Origin of the sequence: Streptosporangium brasiliense (assembly GCF_030811595.1) — a bacterium.
In the GTDB taxonomy this organism is placed as follows: Bacteria; Actinomycetota; Actinomycetes; order Streptosporangiales; family Streptosporangiaceae; genus Streptosporangium; species Streptosporangium brasiliense.
In genome coordinates, this window is record NZ_JAUSRB010000002.1 from 3,692,169 (window position 1) to 3,713,143 (window position 20,975).

Consider the following 20,975-nt stretch of genomic DNA (forward strand, 5'->3'; position numbering starts at 1 on the left):
TGCGGCGGCCTGCGCGCGTCGGGCATCGCTGGCCGCGCTGCGGCTCTTCGGCCGGTCACGGCCAGCACAGCCCACGCGCCTACCTAATCTTGGCGAGGCAGTCGGACTGGCAATTGGCCGGATCAGCACTGCTGTCCCACTACGCCATGCCGTGAGTCGACAGATACGAGGCAATCATATAGCGAGTGTTTTTCGTGAGAGGCCGTCGATTTTTCTCTTCAGTTGATTGCTGTGGTGGGCGGAGGTTTAATTCAGGGGGGCGAGAATAACAAGCATAAGCGCAGTAGGTTTTGCCGGGTCCGCCCGAACCGCGCTCCGTATAGGATGCGCCAGGGAGCCGTACGCGTCTAAGCTATTTAGCGAATCAAACGAAACGGCTACGTGGCCCCACTTGTGCGATTCTAGGCTGTAATTTCCACGTTCAGACCATCCGAGATGGCGCAATCGCTCGTATGCTACATCCTGCGATGCTTCAAAAGTCGAAGCTCCTACGTCCATCAGTAGGATTTCGTCAATTTGCGTAGTGCTCTTCCATGTCCAATTTGATTGGGCCTGTAATATCACTCTGCCCAAATTGCGAACTTCTTTGACGGCGGCCCGGTCAACCTTGAACGTCTCATGGAACCATAGGTCGCCACAGCCGGAGAGCATGATTAATGCGAACAGGGCGGCGAGCGTGGATCTGGCTATTGCGGCCGAGCGCTTATTGTCGAAATCTCTCACAGGCCCTCCGTCATCTGGATGCCCATTTTGTGGTCGTGAGGCATGCCAGATTATCGAGGGTCTCCGCTGTCAATCTAGATGCAGATTTCTGTGACGTTGATGAGCGACGACCTTGAAGACTGCCCGGAGCCCTTGTTCGCATCGAAGTGATCAGGACCGTGACGATTCTCAATGAAGTTGTCAAGGTGGTCGGCTATGCCGCTTGAGGAAGCGGCGGGGTTGCCTCGTAGCATCGTCGGTCACGGATGAGCGCCCACACCACGTTGACCCGTCGCCGGGCCAAAGCCAGCACGGCTTGGGTGTGAAGCTTGCCCTCGGCGCGTTTGCGCTCATAGAAGGCCTGCGAGTCGGAGTGCCATCGGACGCTGATCAGGGCCGAGGTGTAGAAGACCCGGTTCAGGGCGCGGTTGTAGCGCCGTGGCCGGTGCAGGTTGCCACTGATGCGTCCGGAGTCGCGGGGAACGGGGGCGAGCCCGGCATAGCCGGCCAGGCGGTCCGGTGAGGCGAAGGCGGTCATGTCGCCGCCGGTGGCAGCCAGGAACTCGGCGCCGAGCAGGACACCGATGCCGGGCATGCTGACGATGATCTCGGCCAGTTCGTGGCGGCCGAACCGGTCGGCGATGAGGGCATCGACGTCGTCGATCAGCGCATTGAGCCTGATCAGCTCCGTAGCGAGCTGGGCCACCAGCAGGGCGGCCATCTGCTCGCCCGGCACGGTGACGGTCTGGGAAGATGCCGCCTGGAATACTCGCGCGGCCAACTCGCTCGCGCCGCGGCGCACGCCGGCTGCGCGCAGCCACTCCTCCAGACGGTCCTGGCCCACCGCGCAGATGGCCGCAGGGGTCTGATAGCCGGTAAGCAGGATCAACGGTCCCTTGTTGGTCACCTCCAGCGCGCGTTCCAGGGCCGGGCAGATGGCCAAGAGCTGATCGCGCAGCCGGTTGACTGCGCGCGTGCGGTCGGCCACCAGGTCCTGGCGGCGGGCCACCAGCATCCGCAGCTCGGCGATCAGTTCGGGTCCGGGGCGCAGCACGGTCAGGTCCTGCCGCATCCGGGCCTGGTCGGCGATGATCGCGGCGTCCTTGGCGTCTGTCTTGCCCGCTCCTCGGTAGCCATCGGCAGCCCGGTTGACCATGGTGCTGGAGATGTAGCGCACCTGCTGACCGTGATCGAGAAGCACCGCCAGCAGCAGCGCCGCCCCGCCGGTCATGATGTCAACAGCCCACACCGCCTCCTCGGCCAGCGCAGTGACCTCGGCGAACAGCGCAGTCAGGGCGCCTTCATCGTTGGCCACCCGCCGCGACAATAGCCGCTTGCCCTCCGAGTCGATCACCACCGCGTGGTGATGAGTCTTGCCGATGTCCACCCCGGCCCACACCCGCTGCACCGTCGTCCCTCCTTCGATCGTTCTTGCGGTCCCGCGGACGACCTCGCCGGCGCATCCCTACACAGCGATGAACTCGCAATTCTCAATCAGCGGCCGAGTCGTCCCGGGTGCCGGGCGGCCAATCGTCACAAGCCACGGACGGCAGATCGCTCAAAGCCACACCCGGCACCCCTGGGTGTCAGAACCCTACGACCGGTTCGGACGGCCCAAGAAGAAGGTAGGGATCGCTCAGTTCGCCACTCGCCAACCGTAGCTGGGGTGATCGACGCCGAGAGGCCCTCCTTCGTCGGGCCCCGGCACCGGGTGACCATGGCTGAGGTGGCAGCGACCCTGACAGCAACGTCCCCACACACCGACGCGTCCGCGCTACCGCCCATACGCGCCTCAGCACGGTCTCCGTCAGCTCAGCAGGGCGACTGGTCCGTCTGGAGGGCGGACGGTCGGTCTGTTGCGCTCCTAGACAGTTACCGAATTAATCTCATAGGTATCAAGCGGCGGCGCGGCGCGCCGCCGTACCCGGCCCTCTGCCGCACGCCGTCCGGGCGTGCGGCGTGGACGCCGGTCCCGGCCGGCGGCGCCGCGGACCGTAGCCGCACCGGGCGATCGCCGTAACCAACGAACTCGCCGACCCTTGCGACACGCCGCCACACGGGATCACCCGCATCGCTATCAACCGATCGCCAGACGGAACGCAGATGCAATGTCAGGTGCTGGCGGAAGCATGGTCCTGGCTGTCAGGACTGCGAGGTGCATCGGCAAGCGCACGACCGCGAAGAGTGATCAGAATGTAGGCGGCGAAGGCATACGCGAGGCCGTAGAGGAGGGGCGGGACCCAAACGCCTCTGTTGTTTATGTAGCAGGAGTAGTCCTCAGGTATATCCGTGAGCTCGGTCGGCGGGCACTGGGTCAGGTCCGACCAGGGGCCGACAATGTTGGCGGCGATGTTGACCGCTGCGAGGATGCCCAGCACAACGGCCACAACCAGGGTGGTGCGGTATCGCCACCGTCGCCGGAGTAGAGCGGCCACTCCCACCATGGGTACGGGCAGGGCGAGGGCCAGCATGATCACTTCGATGTCCGCCAGCACCTGTACGACGTCAATGCCCGTGGAACCGAGGTATCCGACGCCGAGTCCCTGCGCCAAGGGGTGGATTCCGATTCCATGCCAGACGCGGATGTCGTAGTAGAAGAGCCCGGTGCTTGCGATGAGGTCGCTGCCGACCCAGGCCATGACGGAGGGGAAGGTTGCGAGCAGCGCAGCCGCCGACCACCGATGCCATACCCGCATCTGCCCTGCTCTCCATCAACGGTTTCGAAGCGGGCAGAAAGCCCATCACAAGATCACCCATCTGAATCTTTTCACACGGGTAGTGCGGGTCAAAGCCGGTACTACCCTCACGATCGCCTGATGACGGCTGATCTCCGCTCAGGGCAGGGGGCGATCGAAGGACCAGGGCTTCGTGCCTCAGCCCCGGTCCACCGAGCACCAAGGCGACGAGAGTAGACGTTCCCCGTGCCCGTTGCGTGCCCGTCAGGAGGGGGATCAAGGGGGACTTACGGAGAAGCACGGGTAGCCGAAGCGCTCCCCCGCAGGTCAGCACTTCGCCAGCTCAGCGGCCAGGCGCGTTAGAGACTTCCCAAGCTGACACGGCGGGTTCGATTCCCGGAGAATGGGCGAATGACCCATGATCCAGTCGAACCTATCCTTGTTGTCGGCTCAGACGAGCCCATCGAACTCGTCGGAAGGGAGCTGTACACGGTCGCGTTCGTGATGGACTACGTCGAGTTCCACTTCAACGAGGCGAAGCTTACGGCATTGACTGAACCCCGTATACAGAAAGACTCCCAGGCTTGGGTCTTCCCTCAGCCAGGATCACGAGACGCCCTGTGCGCTCTCATCGAAAGGAAAGTTCAATCCGTCAACTTCAGGGCCGACGAGCACATCTCGCTCGACTTCGGAGATGCCATCCTCACCATCCCACTGGACGAAGACAGCCGCTTTCCTGGCCCAGAGGCTGCACACTTCTTCCTTCTCAGCGAAGATGGGGCTGCTCGAATTAAAGAGATGAGGGTCTGGTAGCGTCGGCGGTCATCTCAGCCCGGCTCATTGGGCCCAGGGTTGCACTTCGGGTTGCAATACAGGGGCGTTCAGCGCCGTTCAGGATGGACCGCGCAGGCCCGCTGACCTGCATTGAACCGTCCGGAACAGCTCAAGGCCGATCTTCTAATCCGCAGATTTTGAGTTCGAGCCGTGCTGCAGCGCGGGCAGATTCCGGGCAGCGGAATGTGGTGCCGGCCTCCAGGCTGGCCGTCGGACGTGGCATCGTGGACGGATCAGCCAACGACGCCACTCATGAGCGGCCCTTTGACGACCTCCGGAGTCAGCACCACGCCGGTCAACCCGGCTGCGAGGAGAAGTGCTCCGGACGCGGACGACGGTGCCTCAGCACCGGTTGCGGGTACGTCGTCGGGATCAAGGCCCGCCTGCCTCATCAGGTCGTTGAGCCGATCGGGATCACTCCCGTGCCGCCATTCGGGAATCTTGGGATTGAAGCACGTGACCAACTCCCCGTCCACCGCGTAGACGAAGTCGTCGGATGCGTAGTCGTGCCGCAGCACCGCCACGGCCACGGTCCCGGCCGAGAGGGCCTGTGCCTTGTCGGCTTCCGTGCACGTCCACCCGCTCTCCTCAATGAGCACCGTCCAGTCGCCCACCCTCCCCGCAAGCACCGTCTCAGGAAAGAGGCCATCGTCTATCAACTCGTCATAGGTGAGTGGCCGGATGCTCTCCTGGTCGGCACCCAGTCGGCGAAGCGCCTGCACCTCGCTGACTCCACGCACGAAGGTCAGGCACCACAGATCGCCCAGCTCGTCGTCTTCGGCCAGCCAGGCAACATCGGCGAAGGTAAACGCCATCCGCAACACCTCATCTGTTGATCGTCGTGCCATTAAGAGGGTACCGAGGGGTCAACCGCGGCCACTCATGGCAATCCCCTGAAACCGTGGAGACTTTCTATGCAGCGATGAGCTGCTGATATCTCATCGTGGTGGCCGCTCGGGCGGCCGTGATCTGCTGTTCATGGACGATCGGCGATAGCCCGCGGAGGGCGCCGTGCCGACGGCGGGTGTTGTAGAAACCGGCGATCCAGGTTGCGATCTTCAGCCGTGCCTCGGCCCGGGTGGCGAACCGGTGCCGGTAGGCGAACTCGACCTTGAGGGTGGAGTTGAACGACTCGGCCGGGGCGTTGTCCAGCGCACAGCCGGCCCGGCCCATCGACTGCACCACACCCCAGTGGCGGCAGGCAGCCTGGAACCGGGCGGCGGTGTACTCACCGCCGCGATCGGAGTGGAAGATCACCCCATCGATGTTTCCGCCCCGCATGACCGCGGCCATCTGCAACGAGGCGACCGTCAGGGCGGCATCGTGATGGGCGGACATGGCATAACCGAGCAGACGCCGCGAGAACAGATCCTCCACCGTCGCCAGGTACAGCTTGCCCTCACCGGTGACGATCTCGGTGACGTCGCCGCACCACAGCACATCCGCGGCGACCGCATCGAACTGGCGGCGCACCAGATCCGGCGCCGCCGGCCGTTTGCCCTGCCGGGTCAGCGACCGGGGCAGGCGCCGCACGCGGGCCGCCATGCCGAGTGCGGCCATCCGGGCCGCGACCGTGTTCACCGACACCCGCCAGGTCGAGCCCTGTTGGCCCAGGTTGAACCGATCGGGACCGGCAGGATCAGAGCTGCTAATGCGGTTTGGGTGAGATGTCGGCGCCGTGCCCGTCAGGAGGGTTACCAAGGGGGAGTCGCGGGGGCTCATGGGCAAGGCGAGAGCGCTCCTGGCCTGGAACGCAGCAGGTAGCGGTGTCGCGCGCCGCGATCTTCCAAACTGGTCGTCACGGACAGCCTTGGCTGTTCTCTGTTCGGAGAAGGTTGGCTAGCCAATTCGACAGCGGTCGGCTTCCTTGCTGTTGAGCGACATCTTCGCCCTCGATGTAGACGAGAAGCGGAGGGTCGTCACCTTCGTCGATCACGACGAACTCGAACATGTAGCCCTGCCATGTCGACACCACCAGGGCGTTAGGCGGCAGTCCGTACGAGGTGGGCATGCCGGCCACGATGGCTCTTGCTTCAGCGGAATTTTCGAGGACCTCGGGCATGTAAGCGATGCCGCCTTGCTTATGAAAGATCGGGTTGCGTCCCGGGCCGCGGCCGTACTGCCGAAGCCAGCCCTCATAGACTTGAGGCATATGGCTGAGGCCGTGAGCCTGGAGGATGGCACTGATATCCGCGTCGGTGCATCCTTCCCAGGCCGGCATGCCCACGATGGTATGCAGAGAGCGCGACGGTTTACCGCGGGATATACGCGGGATGATCTTCTCTGGCAACGTTGAGACAAGGACCGTGTGACGAGGTCAGAGGCGCAGTGCAGTGAGGAACTGCGGCTCACTGTAAAACCGTCGGTGCTCCGGCTCTGGGAGCCAACCTGGGACCCAACGGGCCGTACGACCTTGGACTGAGCTGGCCTGATTTGAACAGCCGGATCGTCGACGACCTGCACGGTGAACTGATCTGAACGACTCTGGACAGCGTTTGGGGACCTACGGAACAGATGGTCAAGAGCTTATGGGCCAAAACTGCAGCCGGTACGTCCACGTGGACGGCGTCCTGCGGGAGCACCCGGTGTCGAAGTTCGTGTGATCAGCTCAGCGCGTCGATCGGGTGGCCGGCGCCGTCAGCGGGCGCCGGAGGCGGCGGCGTGGGCGTCGATCAGTCCGGCCAGGGTCTGGGGGGACATCGAGCCCGGGAGGAGCCGCTCGCGGGCTGAGCGGTTGGCCTCGCGGCGGAGCACCTCGTTGGCCGGTGTGGGGATGCCCAGCTCCCTGCCGAGCAGAACGATCTCGCCGTTGAGGTAGTCGGCCTCGATCGTGCCGCTGCCCCTGGCCAGGCTCTGCCAGGACGAGCCGCCGCCTCGCGGGTCCCCTCCGACCGGCTCGGTCCGCACCTGGTCGCCGCGCCTGGCGGCCTCCTCGTCGGGGGAGGCGTAGGCGATGCCGGCCGCGTTGAGGACCGCCCTGCCCTCGGCCGTCACCCGTTCCAGGATCGGCTCGTGGCCGGGTGCGTGGCCGCAGAGCGCCTCGTAGGCGTTGCCCAGGTTGCCCAGCAGCTTGGCGTACTTCCACCGCATCACATCGGGTACGGCGGATCCGGCGAAGAAGCTCTTGCGGAGGTCGGCGGCGAGCTGCTCGGACAGCTCGTCGGTGCCCCCGGGGTAGAGCCCGAGCTGCAGCATGCCGGACATGGGAGCGCCGTAGGCGGTCACGGCGCCGGGTTCGAGATGGGAGGAGGGCAGCCAGACGCACATGCCGTACACGTGGTCGAACCGCCGCAGGGCCATCCGCTCGTTGGCCACCCCGTTCTGCGCGCACACCACGGGCAGGTGCCGCGGCCAGGGGTCCAGCGCGGCGACCGTGTCCTGTGACTTGACCGCGAGGATCAGCACGTCGTCGTCGCGGAGCCGGACCGGTCCGGAGGCGGCCGGGATGTCGAGCGTCTCGGTGGAAGCGGGGGTGGCCAGGCGCAGGCCGTCGCGCCTGAGCGCGTCATAGTGCGCGCCGCGGGCGACGAGCACCACGTCATGCCCGCTCTGGAACAGCCTTCCTCCGATGGTCCCGCCGACGGCCCCGGCCCCCACCACTATGTAGCGCATGATCCAAGACTGGCACATTCCGTTCCGGCGGTGCCGGCAGGGGCATCCGCGCGGGCCCGGCGGACGCGGCCGGGGCGGGCGGGAGCATGGCGGACGCGGCCGGGGTGGACGGGATCGCGGCGGACGGGACCGCGACGGACCGGGCCGTACGGCGGGCGCGTTCGCGCAGGATGGTCCGGAGCACCCGCAGGCCGTCCCGTACGGCGTGCAGGTTGCTGACACCGTGGATGCGGCAGCGCTCGTGGCTGGGGACCTCGCGGATCACGAGGCCGGCCCGGGCGGCGCGGACGTTCATCAGGGTCTCGATCTCGAAACCGTCGCAGTCGAGGGCGAGGGCGCCGAGATGGCGTGCCCAGAACGCGTTGTAGCCATAGCACAGGTCGGTGTAGCGGGTGCCGTACAGCAGGTTGGTCACCAGGGTGAGCATCCGGTTGCCGAGCGAGCGGGTGGGGCTGATGTCGTCGGAGCCGCCTCCGGGGGCGTAACGGGAGCCCTTGGCGAAGTCGGCGCCCTCGACCAGCGTGGTCACGAAGGCGATGATCTCCCGGCCGTCGGTGGACCCGTCGGCGTCGATCATGACGATGATGTCGCCGGTGGCGGCGGCGAACCCCTCGGTGAGGGCGTTGCCCTTGCCCCGGCGGGTCTGGGTGACGACGCGCAGGCCGGGACGGAGGGCTCTGGCGACGGCGACGGTGTCGTCGGTGGAGTTGCCGTCGACGAGGACGACCTCGTCGATCCAGGCGGGCAGGGTCGCGAAGACGTGTGGCAGGTTGGCGGCTTCGTTCAGAGCGGGGACCACCACGCTGACACTTGCGGTGAACGGGGTGTCGGTCATGGAGACAAGGTCCGCCGGGATGCCTGCAGGCCGCTTGACGGCCTCTTGCAGGGAGTGATCTCGCTCCTTGCAGCGCGAGATCCCGGTCTCCGCGGCGCGGGTGGTCTCCGCGGCGCGGGTGCCGGGCTCCCTCGCGGGGGCGGGCTCGGGGACCGGCGGTGGGGGTGTCCGGCGGGGAGCGCCGGTCGACTCTCCGCCGTCGGCCTGTCCCGGCTGTCAGAAAGGCAGTTGCCTGCCTGAGGGGCTCCGCAGGTCGAGCGGGGCCGGCTCACGCGGTGGACGCGGACGTTGGATGACCTGAATCCTTTTCACGGTCGCGCTCCCTTCTGGGCTTGATCAACGGGTGCTACCCATGTGAAGCCCAAGAATCACCTATCTGCGTATCACATGAAGCACACTAGCCACACGTTCCGCAGCCGTGGCGACATCTTCGGCATGTCCGATGCGTCCGGCCCAGGACAGCCAGAACCACCATTCGCCGTCCGCCTCGTGGGCGGCGAGGACGTCCTCCGTCCTGGCCGGGACCATCGGATTGATCACGTGAAGGCGGGGGAAGAGCCCCGCGGGAGCTTTCAGACGCACCTGGAACGAGTGCGCCTCCAGTTGGGCGGCTAGCCGTCGTAGATGGTCGACGGCCTCGCCGTGCTCTGCCGTCATCCGGATCACTCCTGGCGGGCGATGGGGGCTTTCCAGCAGAGTGCGGTTTTACGGCAGGTCAGGCAATCGGCCCCGCTTCAGACCGGGGTGGGGATCAGTGGAATAGACCGGAAACTCACCGATGTTCCGTGGAAAACCCGCGGATAAAGGGAATGCAATGCACAGGCACGCTTACGCTGTGGTGCGCTCTCGTTAATCTTGTGTGAACAGCGACCGGGAGGCGCCGTGGCCCGAGGTGAGCATTCGCCCGCGTGTGCGCGTCGCTGGCGCGGGCAGGCCGAGGCCCGCCAGTGGACGCTCTGGCAGACCACCCAGGCCATCCACGGCTGCTGCGGGGTGAGCCTGCTCAAGGCGCACCGGCTGGCCCGGGGATGGTCGGCCAGGCAGTCGGTCCAGGAGCTGGAGGAGCTGTGCGAGCGCCAGGGGCTCGGCGCGGCGCGGGCCAGCATCGACCTGCTCAACGCCTGGGAGAACAACCGGGCCAGGCCCCGGCCGCAGACCATCGACCTGCTGGCGCGGCTCTACCGGGCCAACGCGGTACGGCTCGGCCTGGCCGGCGACTACTGCGAGGACGACGGCGGGGTCAAGATCGTGGTCGTCTCCGGCGCCGAGGGCCGCTCGCCGTACCAGGCGGAGGAGCGGATCGACGACGACATGGAGCGCCGCGCGCTGTTCCACCACGCGCTGCTCGGCTCGCGGTTCGCGATGAGCGGACGGCTGCTCGCCGAGGTCGAGCGGACCCGCCAGGACCTGGACCGCACGCTCGCCGTCGCCACCGTCTCCGAGGAGCAGCTCGACCGGCTCGACGAGCAGGTGCTGCGCTACCGCCGCGAATACATCACCAGCGCCCCGCTGCCGATGCTCTACCGGCTGATGCTGGAGCTGTCGGACGTGCGGACGCTCTCGGCCGCCCGCCAGCCCGCGATGGCCCAGCGCCGCCTGCTCAACGCCACCGTGATGCTCGCGCTGCTGTCGGCCGACGCGCTGATGAAGCTCGGCGACACCCGTCAGGCGCACGCCTGGTACGGCACCGCCCGCACCGCCTCCGACGACATGGGCGATCTGCGGCTGCGCGCCCTGGTCCGGGCGCAGCAGGCGATGCTCCCCTATTACTACGGCGACCTGGCCGAGACCGTACGGCTCGCCCGCGAGGCCCGGATGCTCGCCGGGAGCGCGCCCAGCTCCCCGGCGGCGCTCGGCGCGGCGGCGGAGGCGCGGGCGCTGGCCAGGATGGGCGAGCACAAGGCCGCCAGGATCGCGCTGGCGGAGGCCGAGCGGATCTTCGCCAGGATGCCCCCGGAGGGCCACGACCACCTGGCCTTCCGCTTCTCGGAGCGGCGGCTGCAGTTCTACCGGATCGGCACTCTGATCGAGCTGGGCGAGGACGTCGACTGGACGCCCGGCCCCTCCGGCCCCTACGCCATCGACCCGGTGCTCATCCTGCTCGACCAGGCCGCGCACCTGATCCGCGGCGGCAAGGTCGAGGACGCCTGCCATCTGGCCCAGAAGGCCCTGCTCCAGGTGCCGCCGGAGCACCGCACCTCCATCGTGGTCAACCGTGCCCGGGCGCTGCTGACGGAGGTGCCGCCCGGCCGGCACAAGGCGGTGGCGGTGCGCCGCCTGAGCGAACTGCTCGCCGACGCCACGCCGGTCAGCTGATGGGCCCGCTCGCGGAGGAGGCGTTCACGGTCCTGCGCGAAGTCTGCGAGGACCTCGGGATCGACCACAGGGACGCCGAGCTGCTGCGGGTGCGCAGCAACGCCGTCTTCAAGCTGCGCAGCGAGATCGTGGTCCGGATCGCCACCGCGCCCAACGCGCTGACCCGCCTGCCGGTCGTGCTCGCGGTGGCCCGCTGGCTGGCCCAGCAGGGCTTCCCCGCGGTGCGCCCGGCCGACGAGATCTCCGAGCAGCCCGTGGTCCACGACGGAAGGGTCGTCACGTTCTGGCACTACGTCCCGGCCAGCGGCCGTCCCACCACCACGGAGCTGGGCGAGATCCTGCGCAGTCTGCACCTGCTGCCGGTGCCGCCGGTGGCGCTGAAGCGGTTCGCCGACCCGCTGTCGGAGGTGCGCCGCGCCGTGGACCGCTCCGAGGAGCTCACCGCCTGCCAGCGGGCCTGGCTGCGCGACCGCATCGCGGAGCTGACCGAGCGCTGGGCGGGCCTGGGCATGGACGGCTCCCCGGTGCTGCTGCACGGCGACGCCTGGATCGACAACCTGCTGCGCTGCACCGACGGGCACGTGGTGCTCTGCGACTGGGACGGCGTCGCGGTCGGGCCGCGCGAGTGGGACCTGGTCCACACCTACCACGGCCAGCGCCGCTTCGGCCTGACGGCCGCGGACGTGGACGCCTTCGCCGACGCCTACGGCAGCGACCTGCGCTCGTGGCCGGGATACTCCACCCTCATGGAGGTCCGGGACATGTACGCCGTGGGCATCCACATCCGCAACGCCGGAGCCGACCCCTTCTCCCGCCGCGAACTGCCCCGAAGACTCGATTCCCTCACACGAGGTGAGCAACATGCCCGGTGGTACATGGCCGAACCCGTTAGTGTCTCCCAGTAAAAAATCTTGAACGGGGGCAGAACGGTGCCGAAGGCAACACTTCGCCATACCTTCCACGTCCGCAACACTCCGGAGGCGCTCCGCGCGCACCTGAGCCAGCCGCAGAGCTATGTCGGGCTCTCCCCGCTGGTCGTCGCGGTCAAGGACATCCAGCAGGACGGAGAGGAGACCCGCTACACCTCGGTCGAGCGCTTCAGGTTCCTCGGCCTGGTCAACTACGACAACCTGATCAAGGTGACGCTGCGCAGCACGCCGCAGACCGTGGAGGGGAAGGTGAACAGTCCCGGCGGGGTGCGGCTGGACTACCGCTTCGCCCTCGCCGGGAAGGACGGCGGGACCGAGGTCGAGGACACGCTCGTGGTGCACGCCTGGAACGGCCCGCTGCTGGGCTACGCGGCGAAGAAAGCCCGCCAGGTGCAGCTCGCCCGTGCCGGGATCCTCGCCTCACGCCTAGGCTGAGGGACGTGCGGGCGCCGACGGTCACCGGGAAGGTCATGGCCATCCTGGGCGCGTTCCTGCCCGGAGACGCGCGATTGACCCTCACCGAGATCTGCCGCCGGGCCGAGCTGCCGCCGGCCACCGGGCACCGGCTGGTCAGGGAGCTGACCGACGGGGGTTTCGTGGAGCGGCTGCCCGACGGGTCCTACCGGGTCGGGATGCGGTTGTGGCAGATCGGCGCCCAGGCGGCCGAGCCGCGCGAGCTGCGCGAGCTGGCCCTGCCGTACATGGAGGACCTCTACGCCGCCACCCGGGAGAACGTGCAGCTCGCCGTGCTCCGCGGCGATCGGGCGCTGTATGTGGAGCGGCTGCGCGGGCCCACGTCCGTGCCGATCGTCTCGCGGGTGGCGGGAGAGCTGCCGCTGCACGCCACCGCCGTCGGCAAGGTGCTGCTGGCCTTCGCCGGACCCGAGACCGTGGAGCGGGTGCTGGCCGGTGGGCTCACCGCGCACACGCCCAGCACGGTGGTGGATCCGGTGCGGCTCCGGGCCGAGCTGCGGGAGATCCAGCGGACCGGCGTCGCCTGCACCCAGGAGGAGATGTCGCTGGGCACCTGCTCGGTCGCGGTGCCGGTGCGTGGGCCCGGCGACCGGGTGGTGGCGGCGCTGTCGCTGGTGGCCTGGCGGCACAGCGCCGACCTGCGGCGGCTGGCCCCCGCGGTGCTGACCGCCGCCGGTGCGCTCTCCCGCGACCTGGCCACGGTGTCGCGCCGGCGGTAGGGGCGGCGAGCTCGTCGCGGAGCCCCTCCGAGGGGTGGCCCTTCGGGGGTGACCCTTCGAGGGGCGGCTCTCCGAGGGGCGGCTTCTTGGGGCAAAGCTCTGGGGCGGTTCCTTCGGGGCGGCGCCCTGGGGCGGCGGCCACCACCGGCCCGGGTGGTGGCCGTCCCGGCCTGCTCAGGCGCCGGCCGTCCGGTAGGTGAGGACGACGACACCGGAGTCGAAGGTGGTGCTGTCGGCCAGTTCGACGGGGGTGGCGCTGCCGGGGCGGAACAGGGGCTCGCCCTCGCCCTTGATGACGGGGTAGATCCAGACGCGGTATTCGTCCAGCAGGCCGTGCCGGGCGAGGTCGTCGGTGAGCCGGCCGTTGCCCCAGATCAGGATGTCCTTGCCGTCCTGCTCCTTGAGCTTGGTGACCTGGGCGGCCAGGTCGTCTCCGGGGATCACGACCGTGGGGGCCCAGGCGCCGGTCTCGACCGGCTGGGAGGCGACGACGTATTTGGTGATGCCGTTGACGTGGTCGGCGTAGGGGTTGCCGCCCATGTTCGGCCAGGCCTGGGCCATGCCCTCGTAGGTGGTGCGGCCCAGCAGCAGCGCGTCGCACCCGGTGGTCATGGCGAAGGCGTAGGCCATCGCGTCGTCGCTGTTGTGCTGCATGGACCACAGGTGCGGGTTGTCGATGAAGCCGTCGAGCGTGCTGTAGGTGGAGGCGATGATCTTGCGCATCTCGGGGGTCCTTCCCGGGTCACGGTGATCGACCGACATGGACGGTGTGATCACTGTCGCTGGATGTGAAGCGTCTTCACTGAACTTTCTGGGAGTCGGAGGGGGGAGCGATGCCATGCCCCCGGCCCGGGGGCGTCGGCCGGCCTCGGCGCCGGTCACGCCGGCCCGTCCCGCCCGCTCGCCCGCCACCGCTGCGGCGAGCGGCAGGAGCGCGGCAGGAGCGCGGCAGGAGTGTGGCAGGAGTGTGACCGGAGCGCGGCTGGAGTGCGGCTGGGATCGCTCCGCGGGGCGTCACCGAACGGTGGCCTCCTCGGCGGCCGCCCCTTCCGGGGCGTCCAGCCAGATCGGGCGCCAGTCGGCCAGCTCGTGGAAGCGGCGCAGCTCGGCGATGCCGCTGAGCCAGCCCATCCAGGTGGCGTAGGGCGCCTGCCCGGTGCTGAAGCCGCTCTGCACGAAGGTGAGCCGGGTCCCGCCGCCGGAGTCCTCCAGCTCCCAGGTGGTGACGCCGTAGTCGGCCCAGTCGACCGACAGCGTGCGGCCGGGGTCGAGGTCGATGATCTTCGCGGCCTGGCCTGCCTCGAAGCCGCCCATGGCGAAGCGCCCGCCGACGTGGGGCTCGATCTCGATGGGGAAGCCGAACCAGCGGCTGACCTTGCCGGAGTCGACGAGGGAGTCGTAGACCGCCTCCCGCGACGCGTCGATGATGACCTCTTCCCGGAGCCGCGCGGAGGTGAAGTCGCACATCGGGGTGAGGGGGCGGCCTTCGAGGTGGTCGACCAGGTTGGCGACGGCCAGCGCCCAGAAGGTCTGCAGCACGCCCCGGATGCTGGCGCCGGTGACGACGTGCTGGAAGTCGAAATGGGTCTGCGACAGCGTGATGACGGTCGACTCCGGGCTCTCCTCCGTCAGGCGGAACTCGACGGCGGTCTCCTCGCCGTCCAGCAGCCAGGCGAAGCGCAGGGTGTGGTCGTCGACGTGCAGGAGGCGTTGGTGGGGCTCCTGGCCCTCAGGAGTGTGGCGGCCCCAGAACGCGTAGCGGTGCGGCAGGTCGACCTCGGCGTGCTCGGCCAGCCAGACGCGCAGCGCCGCGGGGTCGGTCAGGGCGCGGTGGACCTCCTTGGCGGAGGCGGCGACACGGGCGTGCAGGGTCATCGGCTCACTCACGGGGCTCTCCTTTGGGGTAGCAGGCGACGGCGAGCTTGAAGGCGTCGCCTTCGGCGCCGCCGTAGCGGGTGAAAATGTCCCGCAGCGCGGTCTGCAGGTCGTTCAGGAACTCCTGGCGGCGCTCCGGCGGCACGTGGATCTCTCCGGAGACGCCGACGGACGGCAGCTCCGGTGCCGTCCGGTCGAGCGCGGCGATGTCGGCCTGGACCTCCTCCATGAGGTCGAGCAGGTAGCCCAGGCTCAGTTCGTCCTGCGCCCTGCGCAGGCCGATCCGGCCGACCAGGCGGGGCGACAGCCAGTAGGCGCGGGCCCCGGCCTGGTAGATGCCTTCGTGGATGCCGCGCACTCTGCGCTCGGACACCTGCTCGACCAGACCGGCGTCGACCAGGCGTTTGACGTGGTAGTAGACCCGCTGCGGGGTCTGACCGAGCCGGGCCGCGACCTCGGTGCAGGTGCGCGGCTCGGCGAGCTGCCGCAGCACCTCGACGCGCTGCGGTTTGAGCAGGGCCTCGGCCTGCTCGATCTGTTCCAGGTACAGGACTTCTCTCATCGCAAAAACAATCTTGTACGTAAAATTTAATTTTGTCAATGACTTCCGGACGGCTCGACCGCACTCTCCGGCGTCTTCCGCTGAGCGGAAGACCGGGGCGCGGAGGTCGCGGCGGTGGGGAATGCTCGGCCCATGCGCACTCAGGTCGGGATCGTCGGAGCGGGCCCCGCCGGGCTGCTGCTGTCCCATCTCCTCCATCTGCGGGGCATCGACTCGGTGGTGCTGGAGTCACGCAGCAGGGAGTACGTCGAACAGCGCGTGCGGGCCGGCGTGCTGGAGCAGGGCACGGTGGACGTGCTCGACGAGGCGGGCGTCGGCGGGCGGATGCGCGCCGAGGGGCTGCCGCACCACGGCATCGAGCTGCGCTACGGCGGGGCCGGGCACCGGATCCCGTTCGAGCGGCTCGTCCCGGGCCGGGCCATCACCGTCTACGGCCAGCAGGAGGTCGTCAAGGACCTGATCGCCCGGCGGCTGGCCGACGGCGGGAAGATCCTCTTCGACGTCCCGGACGTCGCCCTGCACTCCCTCGCGGCCGACCCCTACCTGACCTTCCTGGGCCGGCGCCTCGACTGCGACGTCATCGCGGGCTGCGACGGGTTCCACGGGGTCAGCCGGCCCTCCATCCCCGACGGGGTCCTGTCGATCTTCCAGCGGGACTATCCGTTCGCCTGGCTCGGCATCCTCGCCCAGGTCCCGCCGTCGGCCGAGGAGCTGATCTACTCCCGCAGCGAGCGGGGCTTCGCGCTGCACAGCATGCGCTCGCCGGAGATCAGCCGCTTCTACCTCCAGGTCCCGCCGGACGCCTCGCTGGACGACTGGCCGGACAGCCGGATCTGGACGGAGCTGCGGGCGCGCCTGGAGACGGTCCCGGGGTTCGCGCTGACCGAGGGGCCGATCATCTCCAGAGACCTGTCCGCGATGCGCTCGTTCGTCGCCGAGCCGATGCGCCACGGCAGGCTCTACCTCGCCGGGGACGCCGCCCACATCGTGCCGCCGACCGGGGCCAAGGGTCTCAACCTGGCCGTCGCCGACGTCCGGGTGCTGGCCGAGGCCCTGGCCGCCTTCTACGGGAGCGGCTCCACCGAGCTGCTGGACGCCTACTCCGACACCTGCCTGCGGAGGGTCTGGCGGGCGCAGCACTTCTCCTGGTGGATGACCACGCTGCTGCACACCTTCGACAGCGACGACGCCTACGGCAGGCGCCTGCAGACCTCCCACCTCGACTACGTCACCTCCTCGGAGGCCGCGGCCACCACGCTCGCGGAGAACTACGTCGGCCTGCCCTTCGACTCCGGAGCACCCCGTGACTGACGACCCGCACCCGCACCACCTCACTCCCGCCTACCGCAGCACCGTGCTGCGCGCCCCCGCGCATCCGCCGGTACGGCCCGCCGCCGACCCCGAGGCGGCGGAGCTGCTCGACCCGGTCTACGGCCACCAGGCGGTCGGGCCGCTGGACCACGACCTGACCAGGCAGCACGAGGGGGAGCCGATCGGCGAGCGCATCATCGTCACCGGCCGCGTCCTCGACGGCCGGGGCCGGGCGGTGCCCAACACGCTGGTGGAGATCTGGCAGGCCAACGCCACCGGCAGGTACGCCCACCCGCTGGACCTGCACCCGGCCCCGCTCGATCCCAACTTCACCGGCTTCGGCCGCTGCCTGACCGACGCCGACGGCCGATACCGGTTCGTCACGATCAAGCCGGGCGCCTACCCCTGGCGCAACCACCCCAACGCCTGGCGGCCGGCGCACATCCACTTCTCGGTGTTCGGCACCGCGTTCACCCAGCGGCTGATCACCCAGATGTACTTCCCCGGCGACCCGCTGTCCGCCCACGACCCGATCTTCCGGTCGGTGCCCCGGCCGGAGGACCGCGGACGGCTCGTCTGCGCCTTCGACCTGGACACCACCGAGCCCGAGTGGGCGCTCGGCTACCGCTGGGACGTCGTGCTGGGCACGACCCCCTTCGAGGAGGACTGATGCCGCCCCTGACCCCGTCGCAGACGGTGGGCCCGTTCTTCGCCCACGCCCTGCCGTACGCCGAGGGGCCCTTCGCGGTGCCCGAGGACCATCCGGACGCGATCGAGCTGCACGGCCGCGTCCTGGACGGCGCGGGCGAGCCGGTGCCCGACGCGCTGCTGGAGATCTGCCAGCCGGGCCTGTTCGGCCGCTGCCCGACCGGGGCCGACGGCTCCTACCGGTTCCGCACCGCCAGGCCGGACACCTACATCCCGCTCCTGGTCTTCGCCCGGGGCCTGCTCAAGCCGGTCTGGACCCGCGTCTATCCGGCCGGCGGCACGCCGCCGCCGGCCGGGCTCGACCCGGTACGGCGCGCCACCTTGATCGCCTCGCCGACGGGGGAGCGGTCCTACCGGTTCGACGTCCGCCTGCAGGGGGAGGGGGAGACCGTCTTCTTCCACCCCTTCCCGCCGCCGGACTGATCTCCACGCGGGCGGCGGGGCCGCGGAGCCGCCCGGATCCCGAGATGGGCTGTCTCACATTCACTTGACGCATCCCGTTTCCGCATTCACCATTTTTCCTACTAGTCAAGTCGGAAAAATGGGAAGGAGGTCTTGTGCGCGCGCTCATACTCCTGGGTCTCGTGGGGTTCGCGGCACAACTGGTGGACGGGAGCCTGGGCATGGCCTACGGCGTCACCTCGACGACGCTGCTCCTGGCCGTCGGCACCAACCCCGCGGCCGCGTCGGCCACCGTCCACCTCGCCGAGATCGGGACCACCCTCGCGTCCGGCATCTCACACTGGCGCTTCGGCAACATCGACTGGAAGGTCGTGGGGAAGGTCGGCATCCCGGGCGCCGCCGGCGCCTTCGCCGGCGCCACCTTCCTGTCGAGCCTGTCCACCGAGGCCGCCGCCCCGGTCATGTCGATCATCCTGCTGACCCTGGGCGCCTACGTCCTGGTCCGTTTCACCGTCTCCGGCCTGCCGCGCGGCAACCTGGGCAAGCCGCTGCGCAAGCGGTTCCTCGCCCCGCTCGGCCTGCTCGCCGGATTCGTCGACTCCACCGGCGGTGGCGGCTGGGGGCCGATCGGCACCCCGGCGATCCTGGCCAGCGGGCGCCTGGCGCCGCGCAAGGTGATCGGATCCATCGACGCGAGCGAGTTCCTCGTCGCCATCGCCGCCAGCGCCGGATTCCTCCTCGGTATCGGCTCGGAGAACATCGACCCCGCCTGGGTGGCCGTCCTGCTGCTCGGCGGTGTCGTCGCCGCCCCCATCGCGGCCTGGCTCGTCCGCCACATCCCGCCGCGCATCCTGGGTTCCGCCGTCGGCGGCCTGATCGTCCTCACCAACGTGCGGACCCTGCTGCGCAGCGACTGGATCGGCGCCTCCGGCGGTGTCCAGGCGGCCGTCTACATCGCCATCGCCCTCATCTGGGCCGGCGCGATCGCCTACTCGTTCCGCGAGTACCGCCGCGACCGGGTCCACGAGTCCGTCGAGGCGGTCGAGTCCGCCGAGCCGGTCCACCAGGGCGCCGCGGCACAGGGACCCACCCGCTCCGCCTAGCAGGGGCGGCCGGTCCCCGGCCGCCCCGGAGCGCGCCGCGGCCGCGGCGCGCCCTGCCGTCAGAACAGCACCCTGCCGTCAGAACAGCGGCTTGCCGTCGCGGGTCAGCCGCCAGCCGGCCTCGGCGAACCCGGCGGGGTCGATGACCCCGGTCGCCGTGGCGTGGTCGATCAGCGCCTGGCGGATCTCCACCTGCGCGTTGTAGACCACCGGGGCGGTCGTCACGTGCGGGAAGCCGCCGCCGCCGGACTGGCGGTAGTTGTTGACCGCGACCACGAACTGCTGGTCGGCGGCGACCGGCTGCCCCTGGTGGGACAGTCCGGCGATCCGCTGACCGACCGGCTTGGCGACGTCGACGTCGTAGCTGACGCCGGACAGCTGGTCGTAGTTGTAGTCGGGGGTGCCGTTGGCGTTGGTCAGCGCGGCGAGATCGACCGGGGCCTCCGGCGCCAGCTGGTTGTAGTACCTGGCCGAATACTCCAGATAGTCCTTGAGCTGGGCCCCGGTGAGCTTCACGGCCATCAGCGTGTTGTCGTAGATGTACAGGCCCGCCATGTCCCGCACGCTCACCGGCCCGGCCGGGAAGGTCGCGCTCCTGCTGAACGGCGCGGCGATCGACAGCACCGGCAGCCCGGCGTCCGCCGTGCCCTCCAGCGCCTTCTTGACCGTCTCGGTCTGGACCTTCTGGATGTAGTCCAGGATCGGGGTGTCCTTGTACGGCGACTCGGCCGCCGACAGCTCCTCCTTGGACTGGGCCACCACCGTGTTGACGTATTTGACCGTGGTGTCGTGCTGCTCCTTCATGAGCGCGACGATCTTCGGGTCCTCGTCCACCGTGTTGGTGTTCAGCGTGGTGGAGGACTTGCCGGTCACCGTCCACCGGCCGCGCTGCTTGGTGAGCCGGAAGTCGATCACGCTCAGCCGCTGGCCCCACTTGCTGGGCTCGGTGAGCAGCACCTGTCGGCCGGTGGCCTTGTTGGTGACGTACCGCTGCGCCACCTCGTTGTGCGCGTGCCCGAACAGCACCGCGTCGATGCCCGGCACCTCCTCGGCGACCATGGCCGAGGCGTTCTCGACGGGCAGGTCGCCGCCGTAGGAGGACATCCCGCTGTCGCCCGCGTGCGCGGTGACCACGACCACGTCCGCGCCCAGACCGCGGATGACCGGGACCCACTTCCTGGCGCTCTGCACCAGGTCGGTGAAGCGGAGCCGGCCCTCGACGTTGGCCTTGTCCCAGATCGCCACGCCCGGGTTGGTCAGGCCGAGCACGCCGACCCGGACCGGCCTCTCGCCCTTGATCCGCATCGTCTTGATGGTGAACGGCTGGTAGGCGGGCAGTCCCGACCTGTCGTGGACGGCGTTGGCGCCGAGCACCGGGGCCTTCATCTGCCTGACCCAGGTGGCCAGCAGCGGGAGCCCGTAGTTGAACTCGTGGTTGCCCAGGGTCACCGCGTCGTATCCGATGGCGTTCATCGCGCGGGCCATCGGGTGGAGCCGGCCCGTCTCGTTGACCGGCTCCATCTTGGCGTAGTAGTAGGCCAGCGGCGTGCCCTGGATGGTGTCGCCGGAGTCGAACAGCAAGGTCCGATCCGCGCCGCGCTCGGCACGGATCTTGTTCACCAGCGTCGAGACCTTGGCCAGGCCGACGTCGTTGCCCTTGCTGTCGGTGAACTCGGCGTTCTTGAAGTAGTCCCAGTTCAGGGTGTTACCGTGCAGGTCAGAGGTGCCCATCACGGTCACCGTCACCGACGTGTCGGGGGAGGCGTGCGCCACTGCCGGGACGGCCAGGGCCGTCAGTGTGGCCACGCCGACGATGGCGAGCTGCTTACTGTGCATGTGACCGTACGGTAACCATCCGAGGTCGCCCGGCGGTCACGGCATCCTTACGGGTCGGCGCGGTCTGAGGGGACGCGGTCTG

21 protein-coding genes are annotated in these 20,975 nt (G+C 68.9%); 9 read left to right on the forward strand and 12 right to left on the reverse strand.

Translation table 11 applies throughout. From position 1 onward, the window contains the following. Positions 1 to 916 precede the first annotated feature (916 nt). Positions 917 to 2,110 carry an IS110 family RNA-guided transposase gene (locus J2S55_RS25635; RefSeq protein ID WP_306865791.1) on the reverse strand — a complete coding sequence of 398 codons (1,194 nt, stop codon included), beginning with the start codon at positions 2,108 to 2,110 and terminating at the stop codon, positions 917 to 919. A 703-nt stretch (positions 2,111 to 2,813) separates the two neighbouring features. Further along, complete coding sequence (locus J2S55_RS25640; RefSeq protein WP_306865793.1) at positions 2,814 to 3,398, reverse strand: hypothetical protein; 585 nt, start codon at positions 3,396 to 3,398, stop codon at positions 2,814 to 2,816. Positions 3,399 to 3,788: 390 nt separating this feature from the next. Between J2S55_RS25640 and J2S55_RS25645 the strand changes: the two genes are divergently transcribed. Further along, positions 3,789 to 4,190: a hypothetical protein gene (locus J2S55_RS25645; RefSeq protein WP_306865795.1), complete on the forward strand. Its 402-nt coding sequence runs from the start codon at positions 3,789 to 3,791 to the stop codon at positions 4,188 to 4,190. A gap of 254 nt (positions 4,191 to 4,444) precedes the next feature. Here J2S55_RS25645 and J2S55_RS25650 read toward each other — a convergent pair whose 3' ends face one another. The 6 genes from J2S55_RS25650 to J2S55_RS25675 form a co-directional block, all read right to left on the reverse strand. Beyond that, complete coding sequence (locus J2S55_RS25650; RefSeq protein WP_306865797.1) at positions 4,445 to 5,026, reverse strand: DUF6461 domain-containing protein; 582 nt, start codon at positions 5,024 to 5,026, stop codon at positions 4,445 to 4,447. Between the two features lie 97 nt (positions 5,027 to 5,123). Beyond that, on the reverse strand, positions 5,124 to 5,933 hold the full coding sequence (locus tag J2S55_RS25655) for an IS3 family transposase (protein WP_306865799.1): 810 nt from the start codon (positions 5,931 to 5,933) through the stop codon (positions 5,124 to 5,126). A gap of 76 nt (positions 5,934 to 6,009) precedes the next feature. Beyond that, a complete protein-coding gene (locus J2S55_RS25660) occupies positions 6,010 to 6,432 on the reverse strand; it encodes a hypothetical protein (protein ID WP_306865801.1) in 423 nt (140 codons plus the stop codon). Between the two features lie 416 nt (positions 6,433 to 6,848). Further along, the gene (locus J2S55_RS25665; protein WP_306865803.1) at positions 6,849 to 7,823 is read right to left on the reverse strand and encodes a ketopantoate reductase family protein; all 975 of its coding nucleotides are present in this window, start codon (positions 7,821 to 7,823) and stop codon (positions 6,849 to 6,851) included. Further along, entirely contained in the window at positions 7,750 to 8,658 is a 909-nt protein-coding gene (locus J2S55_RS25670; RefSeq protein ID WP_306865804.1) for a glycosyltransferase family 2 protein, read from the reverse strand. Before J2S55_RS25670 ends, J2S55_RS25665 begins: the two co-directional genes overlap by 74 nt. Positions 8,659 to 9,030: 372 nt before the next feature. Further along, positions 9,031 to 9,315 (reverse strand): hypothetical protein, encoded by a 285-nt coding sequence (locus tag J2S55_RS25675; protein ID WP_306865806.1) that lies wholly within the window; start codon positions 9,313 to 9,315, stop codon positions 9,031 to 9,033. A 225-nt stretch (positions 9,316 to 9,540) separates the two neighbouring features. Between J2S55_RS25675 and J2S55_RS25680 the strand changes: the two genes are divergently transcribed. The 4 genes from J2S55_RS25680 to J2S55_RS25695 are packed head-to-tail and all read left to right on the forward strand — an operon-like array spanning position 9,541 to position 13,096. Further along, positions 9,541 to 10,974, forward strand: a complete 1,434-nt coding sequence (locus J2S55_RS25680; RefSeq protein WP_306865808.1) for a helix-turn-helix domain-containing protein — start codon at positions 9,541 to 9,543, stop codon at positions 10,972 to 10,974. Then, entirely contained in the window at positions 10,974 to 11,879 is a 906-nt protein-coding gene (locus J2S55_RS25685) for a phosphotransferase enzyme family protein (protein WP_306865810.1), read from the forward strand. Before J2S55_RS25680 ends, J2S55_RS25685 begins: the two co-directional genes overlap by 1 nt. Positions 11,880 to 11,903: 24 nt before the next feature. After that, complete coding sequence (locus J2S55_RS25690; protein WP_306865812.1) at positions 11,904 to 12,338, forward strand: SRPBCC family protein; 435 nt, start codon at positions 11,904 to 11,906, stop codon at positions 12,336 to 12,338. A 5-nt stretch (positions 12,339 to 12,343) separates the two neighbouring features. Continuing rightward, positions 12,344 to 13,096, forward strand: coding sequence for an IclR family transcriptional regulator (locus J2S55_RS25695; protein WP_306865813.1), 753 nt, complete (start codon positions 12,344 to 12,346; stop codon positions 13,094 to 13,096). Between the two features lie 174 nt (positions 13,097 to 13,270). Here J2S55_RS25695 and J2S55_RS25700 read toward each other — a convergent pair whose 3' ends face one another. The 3 genes from J2S55_RS25700 to J2S55_RS25710 all read right to left on the reverse strand — a co-directional run bounded on the left by J2S55_RS25700 (position 13,271) and on the right by J2S55_RS25710 (position 15,533). Then, entirely contained in the window at positions 13,271 to 13,819 is a 549-nt protein-coding gene (locus J2S55_RS25700; protein ID WP_306865816.1) for a dihydrofolate reductase family protein, read from the reverse strand. 291 nt (positions 13,820 to 14,110) lie between these two features. After that, positions 14,111 to 14,983 carry an SRPBCC family protein gene (locus tag J2S55_RS25705; RefSeq protein ID WP_306865818.1) on the reverse strand — a complete coding sequence of 291 codons (873 nt, stop codon included), beginning with the start codon at positions 14,981 to 14,983 and terminating at the stop codon, positions 14,111 to 14,113. Continuing rightward, positions 14,976 to 15,533, reverse strand: coding sequence for a helix-turn-helix domain-containing protein (locus J2S55_RS25710; RefSeq protein WP_306865820.1), 558 nt, complete (start codon positions 15,531 to 15,533; stop codon positions 14,976 to 14,978). The genes J2S55_RS25705 and J2S55_RS25710 overlap by 8 nt, the downstream gene beginning before the upstream one ends. Before the next feature lie 132 nt (positions 15,534 to 15,665). On the opposite strand from J2S55_RS25710, the gene J2S55_RS25715 reads away from it, so the two are divergent. From J2S55_RS25715 to J2S55_RS25730, 4 genes are all read left to right on the forward strand, one after another. Continuing rightward, on the forward strand, positions 15,666 to 16,844 hold the full coding sequence (locus J2S55_RS25715; protein WP_306865822.1) for a 4-hydroxybenzoate 3-monooxygenase: 1,179 nt from the start codon (positions 15,666 to 15,668) through the stop codon (positions 16,842 to 16,844). Then, positions 16,837 to 17,514: a protocatechuate 3,4-dioxygenase subunit beta gene (pcaH, locus tag J2S55_RS25720; protein ID WP_306865824.1), complete on the forward strand. Its 678-nt coding sequence runs from the start codon at positions 16,837 to 16,839 to the stop codon at positions 17,512 to 17,514. The genes J2S55_RS25715 and pcaH overlap by 8 nt, the downstream gene beginning before the upstream one ends. Beyond that, on the forward strand, positions 17,514 to 17,975 hold the full coding sequence (locus J2S55_RS25725) for a peptidase associated/transthyretin-like domain-containing protein (protein WP_306865826.1): 462 nt from the start codon (positions 17,514 to 17,516) through the stop codon (positions 17,973 to 17,975). Before pcaH ends, J2S55_RS25725 begins: the two co-directional genes overlap by 1 nt. A gap of 134 nt (positions 17,976 to 18,109) precedes the next feature. Then, positions 18,110 to 19,057, forward strand: a complete 948-nt coding sequence (locus tag J2S55_RS25730; protein ID WP_306865828.1) for a sulfite exporter TauE/SafE family protein — start codon at positions 18,110 to 18,112, stop codon at positions 19,055 to 19,057. 78 nt (positions 19,058 to 19,135) lie between these two features. On the opposite strand, the gene J2S55_RS25735 is transcribed toward J2S55_RS25730, so the two are convergent. Beyond that, positions 19,136 to 20,893, reverse strand: a complete 1,758-nt coding sequence (locus tag J2S55_RS25735) for a bifunctional metallophosphatase/5'-nucleotidase (RefSeq protein WP_306865830.1) — start codon at positions 20,891 to 20,893, stop codon at positions 19,136 to 19,138. Between the last annotated feature and the right edge of the window lie 82 nt (positions 20,894 to 20,975).

Excerpts from the sequence above, each read along its gene's own strand:
- J2S55_RS25665 (WP_306865803.1), bottom strand. The coding sequence starts at position 7,823 with ATGCGCTACATAGTGGTGGGGGCCGGGGCCGTCGGCGGGACCATCGGA.
- J2S55_RS25660 (WP_306865801.1), bottom strand. The coding sequence starts at position 6,432 with ATGCCGGCCTGGGAAGGATGCACCGACGCGGATATCAGTGCCATCCTC.
- J2S55_RS25700 (WP_306865816.1), bottom strand. The coding sequence starts at position 13,819 with ATGCGCAAGATCATCGCCTCCACCTACAGCACGCTCGACGGCTTCATC.
- J2S55_RS25650 (WP_306865797.1), bottom strand. The coding sequence starts at position 5,026 with ATGGCGTTTACCTTCGCCGATGTTGCCTGGCTGGCCGAAGACGACGAG.
- J2S55_RS25710 (WP_306865820.1), bottom strand. The coding sequence starts at position 15,533 with ATGAGAGAAGTCCTGTACCTGGAACAGATCGAGCAGGCCGAGGCCCTG.
- J2S55_RS25735 (WP_306865830.1), bottom strand. The coding sequence starts at position 20,893 with ATGCACAGTAAGCAGCTCGCCATCGTCGGCGTGGCCACACTGACGGCC.
- J2S55_RS25675 (WP_306865806.1), bottom strand. The coding sequence starts at position 9,315 with ATGACGGCAGAGCACGGCGAGGCCGTCGACCATCTACGACGGCTAGCC.
- J2S55_RS25715 (WP_306865822.1), top strand. The coding sequence starts at position 15,666 with ATGCGCACTCAGGTCGGGATCGTCGGAGCGGGCCCCGCCGGGCTGCTG.
- J2S55_RS25645 (WP_306865795.1), top strand. The coding sequence starts at position 3,789 with ATGACCCATGATCCAGTCGAACCTATCCTTGTTGTCGGCTCAGACGAG.
- J2S55_RS25655 (WP_306865799.1), bottom strand. The coding sequence starts at position 5,933 with ATGAGCCCCCGCGACTCCCCCTTGGTAACCCTCCTGACGGGCACGGCG.
- J2S55_RS25725 (WP_306865826.1), top strand. The coding sequence starts at position 17,514 with ATGCCGCCCCTGACCCCGTCGCAGACGGTGGGCCCGTTCTTCGCCCAC.
- J2S55_RS25685 (WP_306865810.1), top strand. The coding sequence starts at position 10,974 with ATGGGCCCGCTCGCGGAGGAGGCGTTCACGGTCCTGCGCGAAGTCTGC.
- J2S55_RS25670 (WP_306865804.1), bottom strand. The coding sequence starts at position 8,658 with ATGACCGACACCCCGTTCACCGCAAGTGTCAGCGTGGTGGTCCCCGCT.
- J2S55_RS25640 (WP_306865793.1), bottom strand. The coding sequence starts at position 3,398 with ATGCGGGTATGGCATCGGTGGTCGGCGGCTGCGCTGCTCGCAACCTTC.